This is a genomic window from Pseudochrobactrum sp. AO18b (genome assembly GCF_000409565.1).
Classification (GTDB): domain Bacteria; phylum Pseudomonadota; class Alphaproteobacteria; order Rhizobiales; family Rhizobiaceae; genus Pseudochrobactrum; species Pseudochrobactrum saccharolyticum.
In genome coordinates, this window is sequence record NZ_ANNO01000203.1 from 1 (window position 1) to 18,318 (window position 18,318).

Here is an 18,318-nt window from a genome sequence, read left to right on the forward strand (position 1 = left end):
TGGCGGTGGTTCCCGCCTTAGTGCGATGCTGAATTATGTGTCACGTTCAGGCGAACTAAGGCTGGAAAATCATTTAGGACAGCAAGTTTCTGGTCAAGAAGATATGCGCGAGATCCGTTCTGACTGGCAGAGCCTCATGTCAAATCGAACAGAATCCCGTGACGTAGCAGGGTTCAGTCTTGAAATTTCTGGACATTCTGCGAGCCAAAATAACGACGAGTTAGCGGTTAGTGTTCTAAAAGCAGGCTTAGGAGATCGTCATTTTGTCTATTCGGTTTCAGCCAATAGAAACGGTGGTATCAATGTTTCGGGCGTTGCAGTTCTGCGAAATAGTCAAGGCGAGCGTCTGACTGCTGATGCAAAAGCAAATTCGATTATTGCCGACCGATTAAGGGCGGTAACAATCGAGCAGGGGCTAAATGTATCTTTCCGTTTTCGTGGGTACGGGAATGGCGTTGAATATGGCAGCTATAAAGTTCGTGAACTGGTTGCTGACAGTGGCGAAGCGGTAAAAAATGAACATGGCCGCATTATTCGGACGCACGACGAAGCCGGTGATTTAGTCCAAAAAAATTGGCGGCAGGATATGCACAGTCGGAAAGGCCGTGATGTAATGCACGTTATTATGTCAGCTAGACCTGGCACTGACGTAAATGCTTTCCAATCAACGGTGCGCGATTTTTTATCCCAACAGTTTGGTGGTCATAAATACGTATTTGCTGTGCATGACGAGGAAAGTGACACCAAAGAGGCAAGTGCAGGCGGCAAGCGTCCTCATGTGCATGCACACGCTATTATCACGATGAAATCTGAAGCAGGCATAAAACTTCAGACCACGCCGGAAGTCTTCAGGCAATGGCGTGAAGTTATGGCCGAGAAGGCTAGAGATAACGGCATTAAAATGGAAATGAATGACCGGCGCGAATTAGCGAGCGCACCGGCATATTCTGCAAAACAGGTTCGTCCTGTTTATGACAATGATAATATTGCTCGGACAGAACATGAGCCAGTAAGTGCCAGTGCCGCTATGCGCTATAATAATAAGCGCGATAATGTCCGCCAAATTGCACAGTCCGTACGTAGTCGTGACTACGCATTAAACGCCGCTGTAAGTTGGCAAAAAGTGGCAATAGCAAATGTGGACACTCAAATTGCCACTACAGCAACGCACTATTGCGCAAAAATTATCGACACAATTTTAGAAATTCAGACCGATCAAACAGGAAAAGTAATCGCATTCAATCCCAATCATTCCGTAGCAGCAGGTGTTGCAGCGGTCATAAGTTTAGCTCAGGAGGCAGCAGCAATGCCAAACATGAATAGACAAGAATTTGAAGCGTATGAAAAAGTTGCGGAACAGAACATTCATAAAGTTGAGCAGATCATTCCTGAAGCCAATAGAGCGGAATATGAGGAAGTAATCACGCTTGCCAGAAAGACAATTGAGACTGAACGATCATTGATGCTTTTCAATGAGCAAGAGGCAGAGAGAGAACAGTCAATCAACATTATCAAGCGCAGTGTTGAAAGTGAATTTGCAGCGTTTTTTGAACAAGAACTTTCTGAAAGAGTGCCTGAACACACCCAACTAGAAGAAGATAAACTTGCACCAGCTCCAGCTTTTGAGACTGGTGTATCAAGTGCGCCGACTGAAGCAATTGATAGTCCGTCTATTCCTGAAGAAGATCAGAAAAAACGGCATGGTTATCCTGAAGAAGTTGAAAAGCACTATTATGTTCGAGAGGAGAAGAACGGGGAACAACACCGTGTCTTTTACGATCATAAGGCCGAGCGTGAAATGTTTGTCGATAATGGCGAGCGTTTACGTTCAAAGCAGTTTGATGCACATGGCGTTCGCATTATGATTGAAACAGCTGCACACCGAGGTTGGACGAGTATTGATGTAACTGGCTCAGCTGATTTTAGACGCGAAGCATGGATTGAGGCGCAGGCGCACGGAATTACAGCCAAGGGTTACAAACCAACTGAACTTGACTGGCAAGAAGTTGAGCGCCGCGAACAAGCGTATCTAAAGAATGAAATTTCAAACAGTGACCGAGACCTGAATAAAAGTCAGGAGCCAAACCGTGAAGCTGGTCGTGAGAACATCGGCGTTAGCTCACAACCTAATACAGAAGCAACGAAGCATGTGGATAATAAACAGGCCGCAACATACAAAGACGGTATTGAGGGCAAACTTTTAGAATCTGGTGTGAAGCCCTACCAAGATAACCCAAAAAATGAAAAATCGCCGTTTGTTGTTTTGGAAACGGGAGAGGGTGAAAAGACAGTTTGGGGCGTAGGTATTCCGGATGCTTTGAATAGGGCAGGCGTTCAAATTGGTGATAAGATCAATTTGCGTGAGGACGGGAAAGAATGGGTCAAAAAACCTATCATTAAAGAAGTGGACGGAAACAAGGTGCGCGAGACAATTGAGGTTGAACGTCGCGCTTGGAAAGCTGAAATGCTTGAACGCCCAGAAGTGAAAATTGAGCAGAAACCAGTTGCTGATGTAGGTAGGGATAATCTTAGCTCGAAGCCTGATCAAGAACGTGCTAACATTGAGCAACTAACAGTATTAAAAGAGGCAGAAACCGTCAGAACAGATCCACCTGCACAACACGTAAATCGTGCTGAAGATATGGGGTGGAACCACGATAAAGATATGGAGCATGATAGATGAGTTGGGGAGATTATCGCCCTGTATTTTATGAAGTCCGAGTTCCTGAGAGCAAGAAGGACAAGGAAAATTCCGTGGCTAGCGTGAAGATTTTCTTTGTTGTCGTTGCCTTCATGATCTTGGCTATGCTCATTACATGGCTTGAAAATATTGTTTATGCTTGGTTTGACAAGGCAACATTATGGGCTTCAGACACCTATACCGCTTTAATGGCTATGCTACCATTCTAAAATAAAAGCCGCATTGAGCGGCTTTTTTTAGTCAATATTCTCAGCCGCTATATCTGCATTAACGGCATCTAACATAGCTAATAATGCTTGTTTCCGATTTTTCGAAGGTTCAGCTTTTGCCAGCTTATTGCCTAGCTTGCTAAAATCTTTAACTGCACTTTTGTTTGCTTTTCTTAATTTAAAAAATTCTTCATTCCGTTGATCCTCAATCTCGTCCTGATCGACAATCGGCTTTGCTTCAGTAATCTTTTCACCAGCATTATCATTTGAACCATCGGAAACCGATGAACTGGTTTCATTATGAACGATCTTAACCGGAGTAGGGGGAGTTTTTGCTTCAGAGACTTCAGGTTGAACCGGAGTTTCTTCGGCTGCCGGTTGAATAGAATTGTCCTCTTCTGTCTGAGATTTTGGCTCTGCCAAAAGACGCTTTGCTACAGGGAGCAGTGGTACATAGTATTCAATAGCAGAAATTACCGGCTGGTGATTTTGTGAATATTCGACCGCATTATTAAATTCAGCAATTTTAAAATACTGGATTTTCTGTCCAAATATTGGAGCCTCACCTTGAGGCAATAAAATCATTCTGTCAGCGGGCATTTGTCGAACTTCTTGCGGCATCATCAAATCGCGTTCGCGGATTTGCTCGACCTTTGTTCTCCGAGGTATGCCAATCAATTCTATCGTTCTCGATTCAGATTGATAGCGAATTGTTTTCCGGCCGAGAGACTTAGAAAAATATTCAGCTGTAGCCTGATCATTCGCAGCAAGGCATATTTGATAGCCACAGTTACCGAGTAGAGAATAACGTGACGTTTCACCGTATATTTCATCAAGGTTTTTTAGATCCTGAATGACAAATGCCATTTTGATATTATAGCCAGCTACATAGGGTAGCTTGTTGATCACTTCGGACATTTTTTTAAGCTGGCGAAATTCATCAAGTAGAAAATAGACGGACAATGAATTTTTATCAAATTCAAGCGTGAGAAGATCCAAGACCTGTTGCACAAACAGAGTGAGCAGCGGTTTTAGAAGTGATACGTCATTGATTTTAGGAGCGAGGTAAACCGTGACTGGTTTATGCTTCATAGATTTAAGATCAATATCAGTGACAGTTGTAGCTGATGCGATGCGTTCATTTTTAAATGGACGCATGGCGTTTTGAATATCAACCAACGTAGAGGCTGCAACACGGTCACTTAACCCTAGATAGCTATTGAAGCTTTCATTGGTAAACTTAGACAAATAGGGCTCTTGTTTCAAAATGAGCGCGATTTGCTTTTGTAAATCGAGACCGGAATTTATAAATGAATTTACTTCAGCAAGATTTCTATGATTTTCATAATGCGGACTATCGAGCATATAGCTGATAATTCCTGCTAAAAGCTGCTGTGCCAAACCTTGAAATACTGCATTTTCTCCCTGAGATTCAGGAATTAAAATGTTAGCCATATTCTGAATATCGGTCGTTCTATCTCCGCGACCTTCACGAATAAAATCTATCGGATTCCAGCGGTTTGTATTCTCACTCCCAGGAGCAAAAAGAAAAACCGCATTTCCTTTTTTGCGTCGATAGCCAGCAGTTAATTCAAACACTTCGCCTTTCAGGTCAGTTACGATCATTGAACCTTCATGCGTAAGGGCATTTGGAATGACATAGCTGATACCCTTACCAGAGCGAGTTGGTCCGATTATTAAATGATGCCGATCATCTTTGCGACGTAAGAGCCTAGACCCCATGCGTCCGAAATAATGACCTTTTTTTTGAAACCATTTGTTTTTTAGTAGTGTTGGGATGGTCTGAAACTCAGCATCACCAAGCGGATTTGATGATTTTCGCAAACCTAACCAACAGACCCATGAAGTAAAAATAGCTGTTGGAGCTATAGCGCCAAGCGCTACTTTTTGTACGGTCGAATGATTGTAGTAGAACCAGACTTGCTTAAATGAAGCAAAAAAATTGTCGGTAATCGTTGCCTTCAAAACTCGGCCGTCTTTGAAAAAAATTGCTAGTCCAATTCCGTAAAATAGCATCCATAAAATGAATGCAATGAAGAGGCAAAATATGACGTAAGCGATTGAAAACGATTTACTCATAATTACCCCCGACAAAATGAAATTTCTGAGACTCCACGCTTTCCGTTGATATTCTTGACCTGTACCACGATTGGAATGACCATCTTGATGTAACTCAGAAGGTCGGATTTTGCGAAGCCATTTGTCAAACCGGATTGCATCATCATCATAGCAAGCCGCTCGTAAGCCATTTGAGGATTATTTGCGTGAATAGTGAACATTGACCCCGGATGCCCTGTGTTAATGGCTTGGAGTAATGTGAATGCTTCAGAACCACGAATTTCACCTACAAACAAACGGTCGGGCCGCATACGCAAAGTTGATTCAAGAAGGTCTTGGACAGACACATTCGCTGTGCCTTGCCCACCTTTTGAAGCTACTAAGTGCAAGGTATTTTTTTGTGGAGGAAGTAATTCACGAGTATCTTCAATTGTGATCACACGCTCATTGTCATCGACAGATTTTAAACAAGCATTCAAAAATGTTGTCTTACCTGATGAAGTACCGCCAGCAATCATTATGGTTTTTCGTTTAGCGATAGCAGCTTTGATAAACGAATAATAATCAGCCTTTTTCAGCAGCTCGTGCAATTTTGTGTCAACTTTATCTTCTTCTTCACCGGCCAGCTTTACAGCATCAAATGCGCCAAGCTCATTATATTGCTCAAGAGAAAAGTCATTTAAAACCTGACGACGAATTGAAATAGCCCCGCCTTCTGGAGCAGCTGGAGGCAGCACAACCTGAATACGTGCTTTAAAGTGATCAATTGAAGCACTGAGAATAGGGGTTTGCTCATTGATACTCTGCTTAGTTGCAGTGGCTACACGTTGCCCTATATGAAGTATCGCTTGCTCAGTTAACTCAGGAATTTCAATATAATCCATATGAGGTTTGCCAAGTTCCTCAATGAAAACTTGGCATGGTTTATTAATGGAAATCTCAACTATTTTATCGTCCTGAAGCAAGTGTAATATTGGCTTCAGAGCGTCGTTGAGAACGAAGTTACTTTGCGGGATAATGGCGATATTATCTGCGACGCTCACGTTGAATTTCCTTCAATTCTTCTGTCACCGGATCATCATAAAAGGCGGAGAAATCGAGATCCTGCCTTACGAAAACATGAATGTTAGCGCCTTGGTGGACAGTGATAGTTGGTTTAACTTGTAAACCGTCACGCAGCGCTTCATTGGCCATTTCAGAGAATGTTCTGGCAATTGTATCGCGAGCTAATTCTTCGCCACTTTTTGAGTTGGTACTTCCAGTAGCGCGATCACCATAACCGGCAGCATAGCTTGCGCCAGCACCCACGATTGACAACAAAATTGCGGAACCAAAACGCTCGCGGAATTTTTTATCAACATTGCCGGTTAATCCGACACGGCCAAGACCATCAGAACCAAAAGAGTTCAGACGAATATTCACTCCATCATCGCGAATAAGGCGCGTCCAAACTACAAAGACGCGAGTTTGACCGGTCATAACTGAAGATTGATATTCGCCAATAAGTCGGGTGCCGGATGGAATAAGCACTCTGCGACCATCCATCGAATAAACGTCCGCAGCTGTAACCGCACGTATTTGACCCGGTAGGTCACTTACTATTGCAGTTTCAAGAATGCCAGGAATTAAGGTTCCTTCAGTCACAGTCGCATCCACACGACTAATCTTGCTCGCAATAGAAGCTTTATTATTCACTGCTGATGCAGTTGCAAGAAATTGGCTATGTGAATCTGTACCGGCAACTGTCGGTGAACCAGCACCATCACTTGAACCACCAAAGCCCCCGCCAGTATTGGCACCGGTACTTTGGTCAAATGCAACCATTGGAGAACGGAAGCGCGAAGGAAATTCTTCCTCTTCTGAAATGGTAGGTTCAATCACGGTGCTGACGGGTTCAATCACCTGAAGCGGTGGTGGTGGAGGTACATCAAATTCAGCCACATTTTCAATAGGTTTTTCCTCAGCTGGCGGTGGTGGAATTATGACCAGCTGATTGTCTGTAGGAGCTTCAGGCGTTACCTCTCCATCACGAACAAAAGAGGGTGGACTAAATGTTGATGTATGAAATTCCTCATTAATATTTTTCGATGTTTTCGTTTTCGAGCCACTGTTCGTAAATACGAGATACATTACGACGATGGACATAGCCACGAATGCAGCTTTTAAAATATTCTGCTTATTCTTTTGGCTTTTGTCTGCCACTGCTGCATCATCTTGACGAGATAGTGCTTCTAATTCTGGAGAATGAGACATTAGTTTCCGCTCCCCCTACGCTTGCTTGATGTGGTCTCTTGTTTCGGTGCCATAATGTCTGGATCAGGAGCAGCAAAGTCGGGTTTGCGGAGATTGAAAACGCATGTCCATGTAGCACCATCACGTAACGTAAACTGTGTGGCAGTTGAATCTACAACGATGTACTCGCCCTCTTTTCGGAAGTTGACGAGGGTTTCAGAGTAATCGGGATTGACGGTGAATATTGCCGGTGTCTTTCCTTTGAATTTTAGGAATGTTTTATTCCCATCATCGAAAACAACAGTTGGCTTAATCAACGTCGAGCCTGTGAAAGAGTAGTCAATGTTGACGTTCTCTTTGTTGATTTTTGAAATGTTAGGATTGGCTGCTCGATACTCGGCCTCTTTACGCATAGCATTGTTGACCGCATTTTCTGGATAGATAAATCGGACACCAAAAACTTTTGAGCCGGCACTAGGTTTATTATCGACCAACTCAATAAAATACATGCGTTTATTCGTAACAATGTTCATATTGGTAGGCACATTGTTTGCAACAGGCTTCACAAACAAAATGTTCTTGCGTTCATTTGGCGTAACCTGCCAGCTTTCAGTATCGCCAAGAGCAATTGTTTCTAGCCGTTCATCGTTTTCAAAAATAATTGCGGTTGAAATGCCATGTGTTGCATTCACCTTCAGCACGTTATTTGACTGATAAACAACTGTGGTTACACGCGGATCTAAGTTGCCCGGCTTTGGAGCTTGCGCCCCAAAGGCCAGTCCTGAAGATGCTGCTATAAAACAGCCCATTAAAAACATCTTCTTCATTTATTTTACGTCCCCATTTGTGATGGTTTCCTGTTCACGGCGATAATCGTAAACTTGGAACCCAAGGGGATTTTCAAAACGCCATTCATTTGTTGCTGGTGTGTCCGTGTAACGGAACCGAACAACTGAAATATAATGGCGTTCAATGGCATCAGTTTCTGATTTTTCAGTCAGAGAAAAACGCACCAATGCCGTATTATCGTTGGGCATTGTTACAGATTTAATATTGACGAGAAGTCTTTTGTTTTTCCCGTAAATCCGTGTCGGATTTTGAGAGTTAGAAATGCTGTAAAGTCGCTGCAATTCATTCGCGGCAGTGCCAGTTGATAGCAATCCGGCCAAAGACACATTTTCTTCAATCGCATAAGGATCATATCCTTCGCGGGTACGAATATAACGAACGATATTCGCCTGAGTTACAGCCTGCTTGTCTGTTAAATCATCTTCGACAGTTAGGCCGGATTTAACTTCAGTATATCCGGTGTTTTTATCGACAATAACGATGTACGGCTCAAAAGTTTTGAGCGGTACAAGCATCATAAGCGTTAAGATTGAAAGAACTGCAACACAGGATGAAATCAGAGCGACAAACTGAGCCATACGTTTTGAACGAATAGCCTTTTTATAAATCTGTTGCTCCCATTGATCACCGCTTTGATAGTATGAGCGCAAATCTTCATCGGTTTTTGAATGTGTTTTTGACATGATTTAACTTCCGCTCTTACCTTGGACGGCTATGGTTTTGCACTTGCCTTGCGAGTGCATCCTGACTTGCATTTGAGATAGAACCACCATCAGAACCGCCGCCACGGAATTTTCTGTAACCAGCAGCAAGACCTTTTGCAGAAGTACCGACCGTCGATCGTGCAGCTCCATAGGATATGTTTTTTGCCCTACGGGCAAAGTCGCCTGCAGAAAGCATAACAGTGCCAACAACACCTTGAGCCATTGTTTGGATGGTGAAGAGAATATACAGACCAGCAAGCGCAACTAAGATGAAAATAGCGCCTAGTCCCGACAAATCTTCTAGTGAAAGAGTGCTATAATCAGTGTCGCTTAAAGCAGACTTCATTGTCGCGATAATGATTGCACAAGCGCCATACGTGAAAACCGGCATGAGTGAATATGCGAGTACTTGCGTTATCCACCCATCAGTCAATCGTCGAGAAACGCTGAAAAGATAGCAGGCAATAAAAAGCGGAGCGGTGCCGATAAGTATCCAAAGCGCTACTTTAGAAATCATAAGTAGCATTAGTGCTACGCCAACCAAAAAATAGGCTATGCCTAATACGAAAAATCCGAGCAAAATTGGTCCTAAATTGCGCCAGCCAGCAGCAGCATTAAAGGCGTGATTTATCGTATTTGCCTGCTCAACAATTGCAGAAAGACCATTGGTTGTCTTTGTGGTTGAACCACCAGCAGCATTAAGGACTAACTGACCAACGCCATCAGGTATAGCAATGATCCATGAGTAAATGAGATCATTGAAAAGACTCCATTTCGTCGCCAGAGTAGTCACGGCTACAACTTTGGTCAGATGAACTACAACTTCAGCCGCAGAGATAGATGTCACGCCAAGCATGAGCCGTAATCCGTATATTGCAACATACGTAATAACGAGAACATTCAAGAGAGGCATAATTTGACTATCGAATGAGCTGAAAGCAGCCTCGCTGAAATTGCCGCCGATCCGATCAAGATTTTGCAGGAGTTTTCCTACGAAGTCAGTTTCCATACTGAACCTCTTCCCCAATCAATTCACGCAGAGCTAAAGCTGCTTCAGTTTGATTGATCAGTTCCATTGAACCACAATTCATCGGTTCTTGATAAAATCCCAAAAGTTCAGTTGGGCGTTTGCATGGTGATGTTTTTTCTTTGACTGTTCCGCATGCAGAGAGAACAGAAATCAAAACAACAAAAGTCGAAATAGAGAAGAAACGCTTGTTCATTATTTTACGCTCCCAACATGAGGAGCTTTCCATTTCAGCGCTTGCGATGAATTGGTAATGGAAATCAGGTTTTGTTGGTTTTCAACCTGCAAAGACTGTACGGCGCCATTCATTACGCCGATCAATTCATTGATGGTTAGACCAGTTTGAACCTGCAATTGAGTATTCTGGTCGATGGAGCCTTTAATGTCTTTAGCATCACCAATCTTCTCACCAGCAGACTTCAGACTTTCTGTACGCGTTTGAACCGCAGATTGCGTTCCTTGAACAAGGGCAGAGACACCGGCCACTGTTGAAATAAGCTGCTGATAGCCTTGATCACCAGATTTATTTTTCAAGCCACCAGAAATTTTCTCGACAAGTTGCAGACCTTTCATAAAGGTTTCAACTGTTTTGCCGAGGTCAGAACCAAATCCACTAAGATCTAAGCCACCACTCGACATAAGGTTATCGAATGACGGTATTGAGGAAACCGAGAAACCGTTTCCAACCGCAAGCGACTTGAAGCCTTCAGAGGAATCTTTTCGGTCGCCTGTCATGGCCGACAATGTTTCTTCAACCTTAGTCAAAATCTTGCCGTTAACATCCAAAATATCTTTTGTTGTTTCGGCCGTTTTTTTGGCAATTGTATAATTCCGATTATCTATAACCGGCACGTCAGCATAGGCTGTACCAGTCATGAGAATGATTGCTGTCGTAATGAGGGAGGTTTTTTTCATCATATCAGCAGTTCCTATTCTGGTTTGAGCATAAGTTTGTTTTGTTCATCAGGGGGATAAATGCAGCTTTGACTTTCTTCATTCCATTTTGAACCTTCAAGATTTGCGCATTTATCTTTTGTTTCAGTGGTTTCTTCTTTATCTCTTTTAAATTTTAGAGAATTTGAACTTCCTGACAATGCTGCGGCACCAAGCTTATTTTTGGAGTTTATTAAATCAGCGAAGGCAGAGCCGACCAGAATTGCGCGGTTGAACATTTCAATATTTGCGTTTCTCGCACCTGAATTAAGATCGTAGCTATCTTGAACGGTATCGGTGTATGTGCCGCCGAGCTGGTTGAGCCACGAAGCAACATTTCCGCTACTTTCAGTTATTGAAGTGCTGATTTTTTCTGATGAATTGGCGGTGTCGATTGCTTGGGTATAAGCATTTCCGCTTTCAAAGGATGCGCCGCCATAATTTACAGGAACAGCTTTGCCGTTGATTTTTGGAAGCCATTTTTGAGTAATGTTGTGAACGTATCCACGAGTTTCTTTAAAGGGTGGTACGCCGCCATATTTGTTGACGTTCCCAGGTCCCGCATTATATGCGGCCAATGCCTTGGAAACGTCCCCATTATAGCGCTTTAGCTGCTGCTTTAGGTAACGAGCGCCACCACGCAAATTACTTTCCATGTTGTGCGGATTAACGCCTAAATCTTTTGCTGTACCCGGCATTAATTGTGTTAGACCATAGGCACCAACTGGCGACCGCGCACATGGATTAAAGCGGCTCTCTTGATAAATCAGTGCAAGGAATAGATCAGGGTCAAGACCTTCCTGCAACGCAATCCTTTTTGCCATACCAGCAATTTCAGGATTGTTATTAATGGCTGCTTGTGGATCGTCTCGGCGTGATGGTCGATAAACTGCACCAGCAACACAGGTTGTGCGTTCTTTGCGCACATTGTCATTTTTTTTAATATTTTCAGTTGAATCTTGTCGTTTATTTTTTTCAGACAAGTTTCTATTATCAATAACCGGCACCTGAGCGTAGGCGGTTGATGAACATATAATTGCAGCTGCAATAATTGGCGAATACACTTTTAATCTAAGCATCGTCATTCTCCCAACCGCAGAAAATTGGTAGCCAATGTTTAGGGTCGTCCCCGTATTTTTCTCTGAGAGCAGCGCATTCGTCTAAGCTGGCTTTATTTGCCGACAGCACTTTGATTAAATCCGGCATTGCGGACAGATCCAAACGGGCAATAACAGAGTCATTGCCTTGCTTAATCAAGAAAGATCGACTCTCAGGCGCTGTATTTTTTATGTATTGATATTCTTTAATCGACAGGCCAAAGCGCTTTATATAGCTCTCTTCATCGGCTCGCGGATTTGGAAAATGAATGTTGAGCGCTGACTGTTCGATAATGGTATGGGATGCTTTGGCTTTTGTAATATCAGCCGCAGACTGAGTACCAAATCCAACAAGCCCGTTCAGCTTACGAATGGTTTTCATTTTATCGACAATGAAGGATGAAAATTCTTCATCCTGCAAAAGTTTCCAGCCTTCATCCATAAAGAACATAGCTGGATCACCGTTCAACATTTCATCGAAACGATGAAACAGGTACATAAGAACAGGTGTACGGACTTCCGGAATATCTAAGATATTCGTCATGTCAAATCCGAAAACGGTCGTTTTGGTAAAATCTAAAACGTCTCTTGGGGAATTAAAAACCCACGCTTTTTCACCGTCGATCCAAGGTCGTAAACGAGATGATAAATCGTTTGCATTCGCTTTTGACCGACCTGACAGCAACTCACGTAAATTAGACAGGTTACGCTCATGAAGAGGATACGACATGAGTGTATTCAATGCAGATTCAATCGTATCCCTATCTTCTTGTGAAAATTCATTTGAGCCATATGAAAGCATGACTTTAACAAGACGGAATAAAAACTCTTTGTTTCCATTGGTATTTTCTAAATGAAATGGGTTGAAGCCAGTTCTATCACCCGGATTTAGCGTTTCATAATTCCCGCCAATCGCACGAATGAAAATTTCAGCACCACGGTCTTTATCGAAGAAGGCTGCGCGTGGAGTAGGGCTTACGCGTCGTGCCTGTGATAATAAAAAATTGAGAACGACCGTTTTACCTGAGCCAGTTGGTCCATCTACAGTAAAGTGACCAACGTCACGCTGATGAAAATTAAAATAGAATGGCGTTTGTGAGGTTGTCTCCAATAGGGAGATTGGAGAACCCCAATGCAAATTTTCAGAACGTCCAGACGCAAAATTATGAAGTGATGATAGACCAGCAAAATTTGCACTAGAAAGCATAGATTTACGTGCAATATATGCGTGGTTTCCCGGCATTTGCGCCCAGAAGGCTGCTTCTAAATTTAAATCTTCACGTATCCAATTTATATTTGTTTCAGTAAGGCATGTTCCTAAATCAGAAACCGTTTTGTTTAGTCCATCTAAAGACTTCGAGAGGCACAGCAGTGAGAGGTGATGGTTGCCAAAAACAGCCTCTTGATTGACGAGACTATTTAGTGCGCCGTCAATATCCGTTTCAACAGAACTGCCAGCCTCGTCAGAAGCTTGAATTTGGCGCTGAAGGCGGGAAATACGTTCTTGAGCAATAGGCTTATCAGCAAGTGTAAATGATTGTGTGAGAATGAACTCGTGATTTACTTGCAGCAAATTGTCGAGCATTCCCGGAGCTGTGAAAGGCGGGTACTCTTTAATTGAGATCATTGCACCAAAGTGATTTTCACTCGATGTAGCCCCTTGGATTTGCATTGTACGCTTACCAAAATGTAGGCGACTTGAACCGACATATGATGAAATACCCATACGTGGCAGACGCATTTTTCTGAAGCGCCCACCATCTAAAATTTGATTTAAAAACTCACATGGTTCCGAATATGGCTCGTCATTCCGATATGTTACGCCAAGTGGTCGTGCGCCATACTTTTCAAATTGGCCTTGAAGATTGCTGATTAATTCATCAAGCTCTGTTATATCTTCTCTTCGAGCTTCATAATTATGTTTGCCCTTACCTGAGAGAAGATTGCTCACATAATCAGCAAGGCCAAGAGCGCCGCGCATGTTTGACTTCAAAATGGTAAGGTATAGCTCATTTGTAAACATGCGTTTTTTGAGCAGCTTTTGCATATATGTTGTATTCAGCCGCTCAGAAAAATTATCGTCAAAACTGCCTTGAATTTCGGCAGAAATTTCACGTCTGATTACAGTAGACCAAACTGAAAATTGGCTAGATCCAAGTGCCTTAATAATGGTGTTTTGAACTGCGCTGCGTAGATTTAATTCTGACTGATCCTCAGTTTGAAAGAAAAGACCATTCAGCTTGAGTACGCACATAAGTGTACCGTCTTCCAGCGCAATAATTCGTTCTGAAACATGGCGCATATACGGAAGATGATGTGACATAGGCCGCTCATTATGAGCAACCTTGCCTAAGCCTAATTCTTCTCTGACAACTTTAAGCATCATTATGACCTGTAAGAGTTAGCGCCCCAAAAAGTGCGGTTTCTTGTTCGTGGGGTTTTAGAGGTGCAGACCTGTAGAACGTCCAGAAAACGGGCGTCTCTTGCACAAAGTGCAAACAGAACTACGTAACAAATCGGAGCGGTTAAGATTGCCCAAAATGATTTGGAAATTAGCCAAGCAATAATCGACACGGCAATAACGATAACCACGGCCATGTAAGGAACTCCCCAAAGTGTTGGGGAGCGCGTTAGCCCGATAACCAAAGGTATAATGGTTGGTTTTTCGTCCTCGTATTCGTTCATTTGCCGACCGCACTAATTAGCTCTGGAACGATTTGTGGAGCGCCAAACACAATACCAATGCCAAGAATTACCCCGCCTGCCATTATCCACGACAAGCGCCCTGCCAAAGCCAAAAAGCCGAGACCCATTACTGCAATAATGGCAACAGATGTGCCAAAAGGTCCTGTAATGAAATCAATAATCATTTGAATAGCTTTGCTCAGTGGCGCAAAGGCATTCGATTGAGCGTAGGCATTTTCGGTAAGTAGCAGCATTGCAGAAATTGCTGCTGGCGCGGCAAAGAACCGTTTTGCATTTACAAAACGTGTGATTTTATTTTTTGCACTTAGCATTTTAAAACTCCTTTAGAAGTGCATAACGCCACCGACGAATGTTCCAGTTTTTTTGACTGGAATAACGCCGGTATCTTGGGGGGGGTCGTTCGCGGCAACTGAAGCAATTGCCTTTCCTGAACCTGATTTTTTTGAAGGCATTGGTCGGTCGATCATAAAATTGACGACTTCAGCCACATAACCCACGGTTTCTTTGAAAGGTGGGATGCCTTGATACTCGTAGATGCGGCTTGAACCTGCATTGTATGCCGCTGCTGCCAAAAGCGGATTTTCAAATTCATCAAGAAGTGAACGAAGGTGACGAACACCAGCTTCAATATTGGCTTGGGGGTCGCAAATGTCTTTCACGCCGTATTGAGCAGCGGTTCGCGGCATGAGCTGCATTGCACCGCGAGCGCCCTTAGGCGAGTTACGGGAGCGGTCAAACCGGCTTTCTGTCCACGCAATAGCTGCTGCAAATTTTTCATCGACTTCATGACGCTGTGCCGAACTTTCGACCATCTTGCGAATGGTTTCAGCATCATACGGAGAGGCACCGCATACACTTTGCGAATTGGCCTCAGTCTGAATTGTATCAGCCTCGATTAGTCCAACTTGACGTTTTTTAGCAACCTCTGTCACATTATTGCCACGGATTTGACCCGTTTCATTCGTCTCTAAAGTTGCTAAATTTTGCCTAGTTGTTGATTTGCTTAATGGAGCATAGGCAGAGACAATAAGGTTAATATCATTTGAAGGTTGGCTTGGTACTGCTCCCCATCTTTCATGGAATTTATTGTCGGTTTTCTCGCCCGAACGCGCATTAAATTCTTTAATATCAATAGCTTGAGAGATTGAAACGGTAGCTAAATATGTTGTGCATATTGCGACGCAGCTTAATAGCACTTTAACCTTTTTCCGCATTGTCACTGCATCCACCCCTACAGAAATTAATATCGTACCGTTGTTAATAGCATAAAATTTGGTAATGTTGATAGAGTTACGTGATCTTTTTAGTCGTGTAGTCTTGCTTTGTATTGCCTCATTTGGCACAAGGCAAGTCTTGAATAGGTGGTAAATTACGCTGTGAGGTTCATATGAGGGGAATTTCAAAACTTGCTGTTTTAACCTGCTTAATTGCAGGCTCTGCATCCGCAGCACCGCAGATTGATAAAACCTACGTTCGTAGCCTTGCAGCGCCGGGAAAATCCGTACTTGTTATTGAGTATTACGGAGCTGACGGCAAAGTGTCCGAGCGCAAAGGCTTTGCCAGTGAAACCGGCTTTTCTGCAAATGATGACCTTGGCATTCAGGTCAATTCAAAGACTTCTTTGAAGTTATGGGGAATTGAACCCTGCAAGGGCGATTTTGTGAACCGGAAAGAAGATTATGCAGGATCATGCAGTGACTATGCCAAAGAGCAGCTGCAAATAATGCTCAAAGCACCAAAGGTTTTATATTGTCGCGCATTTATCTCAGAAAAAAATGCGAGCAATCAGAACGCTACTTGCTACGGCTACTATAATTTTCCGAATGCACTGGATAGCGTTGATATGCTTGAAGAACAGCTTCTTTCAATTGGAGCTGTTAGGCTTAACCGTAAGAAAAACGGTACTGCTGAAAGAGCTGATCTAGTTGAAGCAGAGCAAATCGGCAAAGATGGGTCTTATGGATTTTGGGCTGATGATCGTGAGGTCGCCCAATGAAAAAGATACAATGTTTTTTCATTGCCGCTTTGTTGGCTACTCCAGCCAGTGCCGCGCCTGAAGGCTACTTTGACTTGAAGGCTGGTATTACACTTGAAACTGGCGATACGTGGACAGATGAAACGGGCAAAAAGTTTAGGCTTTATGGCGTTCAATCTTGTCTGCGCGGAACATATTACACAGTTGAGTCAGGTATCAAGCAAGACTGTGGCGATGCTTCTTTAGCTATGTTCGCAGCATATATCCAAGATACGAAACCTATTTGTGCGCCTATAGCTCAAGGGCAAAATATTACTTATGTTTTTTGCTATGCGACTGTTGGGAAAAATAGGCTCGACTTAGCAAGTGTTATGATCACTTCGGGCTTCGCATTTGCAGCACTAAACAATGACGGTCTGCCAGTTTATCCGCAGTACGCAGTTGCAGAGCAACAAGCTCGCAATGAGCAAGCCGGACTATGGAAGTTCAAAGACGTTCAACACCCATCCATTTTATTAAGCCAAATGGCAAAACAAAAACGGGGTAATCAATGAGATTGATTCCGACTATAGCGGCATTGTGCAGTATGACAGCAGCAGTTAATGCAGCTGATATAATCAATCAGAATGTTCCGTATCAGCCTGCACCAAATGTAGCACCCGCGCCCGTTACCTTTGCCGGAAATGCAAATGTTATTGATGGAAGAACACTTTATTTTCCATCTTCAAACGCAACGGTTAGGCTGGCGCATATTGATGCTTGTGAGCTTCCGCAATGGGCATTGAACCCAAAATGGACTGACCGATCAGTTGTAAAAGCCCCTCAGCCTGTGCCGTGTGGTGCCTTGGCGAAAGCATGGCTAAAAAGAACGATTGGTAAGCAAAAAATATCATGTCGAATTGCTGGATATGACCAGCAGGCCGTTACAACGGCTTATTGTTATACTGGAAAACAAGACCTTGCGCTTGAAATGTTGCGTGTGGGTTGGGCGCGTGTTGTCGAGCCTATAAGCGCCCCTCAGCTTTATGTTTCATATCAAGATGCCGCTATGAGTAAGCGTTATGGCATGTGGTCAACCTATGTTCTCGATATGAACGAATGGCGGCAAAGAGCGATTGATAAATCCCTAGAGCGCCAGCCCTATGCAGACTTCAATATTCTTGCAGATCGAAAAAGCGAAATATCGCCACCATTTCAGGACGCACGGCAAAAGCCAAAACGTACCGATAGATAATGTTCAATAGTGGGATGAAGCCAATGAAAAATATTGCCATAGCCTCAGCCGTTACAGCATTCGGTTTGCTTGGTGTTAGCGCCCAAAATGCCAGTGCTGATAATGTAGAATGGGGCTGTCAGGTCTTGATGTGTGCCGCGAGTTCAGCACCTTCTTGGCAAGGCGTTCCATATTGCGTGCCCCCAATGACAAAGCTGATAGCTGCAATGAAATTGCCGGGTTTTTCTTGGCCGATATGCCCAGATAGCAATACTGGAAAACCAGCATATGAGCCATATGAGCCATGTCCTTCTGGCTTTGCTGCGCAAACCATCGGTGAAAAGCATGACACGAGCGAACTGTGCATTCGATTTGTAAATAAGCGCCCAAATCCGAATGAATATCCTGAAGCCAGTGTTACGCCTGAATATGGTGGAAGCGATGATCAATACATTCGCGGATATACAATTTCTCAATCCCGTAAGAGGAAAGAGAACCCCTATTATTACGACATACCGAATGAGCAAGGGGTGAAACAGCGTTTTTACTTCAACCTGAGATTTTAAAATCACTTCAATATCTATCGAAATGTG

Annotated in this window: 19 protein-coding genes; 6 read left to right on the forward strand and 13 right to left on the reverse strand. The window is 43.3% G+C overall.

The genetic code is table 11. The features are described 5' to 3' along the window. Together A918_RS22280 and A918_RS0108445 are read left to right on the forward strand one after the other, a co-directional pair. Window positions 1-2,683, forward strand: a 2,683-nt coding sequence (locus tag A918_RS22280; RefSeq protein ID WP_022710641.1) for an LPD7 domain-containing protein, incomplete at its 5' end; no start/stop codon positions are given. After that, window positions 2,680-2,910: a hypothetical protein gene (locus tag A918_RS0108445; RefSeq protein ID WP_022710642.1), complete on the forward strand. Its 231-nt coding sequence runs from the start codon at window positions 2,680-2,682 to the stop codon at window positions 2,908-2,910. The genes A918_RS22280 and A918_RS0108445, both read left to right, overlap by 4 nt. Before the next feature lie 27 nt (window positions 2,911-2,937). Here A918_RS0108445 and A918_RS19925 read toward each other — a convergent pair whose 3' ends face one another. The 13 genes from A918_RS19925 to A918_RS19930 are packed head-to-tail and all read right to left on the reverse strand — an operon-like array spanning window position 2,938 to window position 15,880. Beyond that, a complete protein-coding gene (locus A918_RS19925; protein ID WP_022710643.1) occupies window positions 2,938-5,010 on the reverse strand; it encodes a type IV secretory system conjugative DNA transfer family protein in 2,073 nt (690 codons plus the stop codon). A 2-nt stretch (window positions 5,011-5,012) separates the two neighbouring features. Beyond that, window positions 5,013-6,032 (reverse strand): P-type DNA transfer ATPase VirB11, encoded by a 1,020-nt coding sequence (virB11, locus tag A918_RS0108455; RefSeq protein ID WP_022710644.1) that lies wholly within the window; start codon window positions 6,030-6,032, stop codon window positions 5,013-5,015. Beyond that, on the reverse strand, window positions 6,016-7,242 hold the full coding sequence (gene virB10, locus A918_RS0108460; protein ID WP_022710645.1) for a type IV secretion system protein VirB10: 1,227 nt from the start codon (window positions 7,240-7,242) through the stop codon (window positions 6,016-6,018). The genes virB11 and virB10 overlap by 17 nt, the downstream gene beginning before the upstream one ends. Continuing rightward, window positions 7,242-8,048, reverse strand: a complete 807-nt coding sequence (gene virB9, locus A918_RS0108465; RefSeq protein ID WP_022710646.1) for a P-type conjugative transfer protein VirB9 — start codon at window positions 8,046-8,048, stop codon at window positions 7,242-7,244. Before virB9 ends, virB10 begins: the two co-directional genes overlap by 1 nt. Continuing rightward, the gene (locus tag A918_RS0108470; protein ID WP_022710647.1) at window positions 8,049-8,753 is read right to left on the reverse strand and encodes a virB8 family protein; all 705 of its coding nucleotides are present in this window, start codon (window positions 8,751-8,753) and stop codon (window positions 8,049-8,051) included. 16 nt (window positions 8,754-8,769) lie between these two features. Then, complete coding sequence (locus A918_RS0108475; protein ID WP_022710648.1) at window positions 8,770-9,783, reverse strand: type IV secretion system protein; 1,014 nt, start codon at window positions 9,781-9,783, stop codon at window positions 8,770-8,772. Then, a complete protein-coding gene (locus A918_RS0108480; protein ID WP_022710649.1) occupies window positions 9,773-9,997 on the reverse strand; it encodes a hypothetical protein in 225 nt (74 codons plus the stop codon). The genes A918_RS0108475 and A918_RS0108480 overlap by 11 nt, the downstream gene beginning before the upstream one ends. Next, the gene (locus tag A918_RS0108485) at window positions 9,997-10,716 is read right to left on the reverse strand and encodes a type IV secretion system protein (RefSeq protein WP_028233559.1); all 720 of its coding nucleotides are present in this window, start codon (window positions 10,714-10,716) and stop codon (window positions 9,997-9,999) included. The genes A918_RS0108480 and A918_RS0108485 overlap by 1 nt, the downstream gene beginning before the upstream one ends. Window positions 10,717-10,730: 14 nt before the next feature. Continuing rightward, the gene (locus tag A918_RS22400; RefSeq protein WP_028233560.1) at window positions 10,731-11,813 is read right to left on the reverse strand and encodes a lytic transglycosylase domain-containing protein; all 1,083 of its coding nucleotides are present in this window, start codon (window positions 11,811-11,813) and stop codon (window positions 10,731-10,733) included. Further along, on the reverse strand, window positions 11,806-14,214 hold the full coding sequence (locus A918_RS0108495; RefSeq protein WP_022710652.1) for a VirB4 family type IV secretion/conjugal transfer ATPase: 2,409 nt from the start codon (window positions 14,212-14,214) through the stop codon (window positions 11,806-11,808). Before A918_RS0108495 ends, A918_RS22400 begins: the two co-directional genes overlap by 8 nt. A gap of 2 nt (window positions 14,215-14,216) precedes the next feature. After that, window positions 14,217-14,516 carry a type IV secretion system protein VirB3 gene (locus A918_RS21495; RefSeq protein WP_084664719.1) on the reverse strand — a complete coding sequence of 100 codons (300 nt, stop codon included), beginning with the start codon at window positions 14,514-14,516 and terminating at the stop codon, window positions 14,217-14,219. Next, window positions 14,513-14,848, reverse strand: coding sequence for a TrbC/VirB2 family protein (locus A918_RS0108500; RefSeq protein ID WP_022710653.1), 336 nt, complete (start codon window positions 14,846-14,848; stop codon window positions 14,513-14,515). Before A918_RS0108500 ends, A918_RS21495 begins: the two co-directional genes overlap by 4 nt. Window positions 14,849-14,860: 12 nt before the next feature. Further along, entirely contained in the window at window positions 14,861-15,880 is a 1,020-nt protein-coding gene (locus A918_RS19930; protein ID WP_245257306.1) for a lytic transglycosylase domain-containing protein, read from the reverse strand. A gap of 44 nt (window positions 15,881-15,924) precedes the next feature. Here A918_RS19930 and A918_RS0108510 point away from each other — a divergent pair, with 44 nt between their 5' ends. From A918_RS0108510 to A918_RS0108525, 4 genes are read left to right on the forward strand one after another with little or no spacing between them, the layout of a single operon-like run. Beyond that, entirely contained in the window at window positions 15,925-16,533 is a 609-nt protein-coding gene (locus tag A918_RS0108510) for a hypothetical protein (RefSeq protein WP_022710655.1), read from the forward strand. Continuing rightward, on the forward strand, window positions 16,530-17,066 hold the full coding sequence (locus A918_RS0108515; RefSeq protein ID WP_022710656.1) for a thermonuclease family protein: 537 nt from the start codon (window positions 16,530-16,532) through the stop codon (window positions 17,064-17,066). Before A918_RS0108510 ends, A918_RS0108515 begins: the two co-directional genes overlap by 4 nt. A gap of 32 nt (window positions 17,067-17,098) precedes the next feature. Beyond that, window positions 17,099-17,746 carry a thermonuclease family protein gene (locus A918_RS0108520; protein ID WP_245257307.1) on the forward strand — a complete coding sequence of 216 codons (648 nt, stop codon included), beginning with the start codon at window positions 17,099-17,101 and terminating at the stop codon, window positions 17,744-17,746. 23 nt (window positions 17,747-17,769) lie between these two features. Then, on the forward strand, window positions 17,770-18,291 hold the full coding sequence (locus tag A918_RS0108525) for a hypothetical protein (RefSeq protein WP_028233562.1): 522 nt from the start codon (window positions 17,770-17,772) through the stop codon (window positions 18,289-18,291). Window positions 18,292-18,318 lie beyond the last annotated feature (27 nt).

Excerpts from the sequence above, each read along its gene's own strand:
- A918_RS0108445 (WP_022710642.1), top strand. The coding sequence starts at position 2,680 with ATGAGTTGGGGAGATTATCGCCCTGTATTTTATGAAGTCCGAGTTCCT.
- A918_RS21495 (WP_084664719.1), bottom strand. The coding sequence starts at position 14,516 with ATGAACGAATACGAGGACGAAAAACCAACCATTATACCTTTGGTTATC.
- A918_RS22400 (WP_028233560.1), bottom strand. The coding sequence starts at position 11,813 with ATGCTTAGATTAAAAGTGTATTCGCCAATTATTGCAGCTGCAATTATA.
- A918_RS0108480 (WP_022710649.1), bottom strand. The coding sequence starts at position 9,997 with ATGAACAAGCGTTTCTTCTCTATTTCGACTTTTGTTGTTTTGATTTCT.
- virB9 (WP_022710646.1), bottom strand. The coding sequence starts at position 8,048 with ATGAAGAAGATGTTTTTAATGGGCTGTTTTATAGCAGCATCTTCAGGA.
- A918_RS0108515 (WP_022710656.1), top strand. The coding sequence starts at position 16,530 with ATGAAAAAGATACAATGTTTTTTCATTGCCGCTTTGTTGGCTACTCCA.
- A918_RS0108470 (WP_022710647.1), bottom strand. The coding sequence starts at position 8,753 with ATGTCAAAAACACATTCAAAAACCGATGAAGATTTGCGCTCATACTAT.
- A918_RS0108510 (WP_022710655.1), top strand. The coding sequence starts at position 15,925 with ATGAGGGGAATTTCAAAACTTGCTGTTTTAACCTGCTTAATTGCAGGC.
- A918_RS0108525 (WP_028233562.1), top strand. The coding sequence starts at position 17,770 with ATGAAAAATATTGCCATAGCCTCAGCCGTTACAGCATTCGGTTTGCTT.
- A918_RS0108520 (WP_245257307.1), top strand. The coding sequence starts at position 17,099 with ATGACAGCAGCAGTTAATGCAGCTGATATAATCAATCAGAATGTTCCG.
- virB10 (WP_022710645.1), bottom strand. The coding sequence starts at position 7,242 with ATGTCTCATTCTCCAGAATTAGAAGCACTATCTCGTCAAGATGATGCA.
- A918_RS19925 (WP_022710643.1), bottom strand. The coding sequence starts at position 5,010 with ATGAGTAAATCGTTTTCAATCGCTTACGTCATATTTTGCCTCTTCATT.
- A918_RS0108500 (WP_022710653.1), bottom strand. The coding sequence starts at position 14,848 with ATGCTAAGTGCAAAAAATAAAATCACACGTTTTGTAAATGCAAAACGG.
- A918_RS0108485 (WP_028233559.1), bottom strand. The coding sequence starts at position 10,716 with ATGAAAAAAACCTCCCTCATTACGACAGCAATCATTCTCATGACTGGT.
- A918_RS0108495 (WP_022710652.1), bottom strand. The coding sequence starts at position 14,214 with ATGCTTAAAGTTGTCAGAGAAGAATTAGGCTTAGGCAAGGTTGCTCAT.
- A918_RS0108475 (WP_022710648.1), bottom strand. The coding sequence starts at position 9,783 with ATGGAAACTGACTTCGTAGGAAAACTCCTGCAAAATCTTGATCGGATC.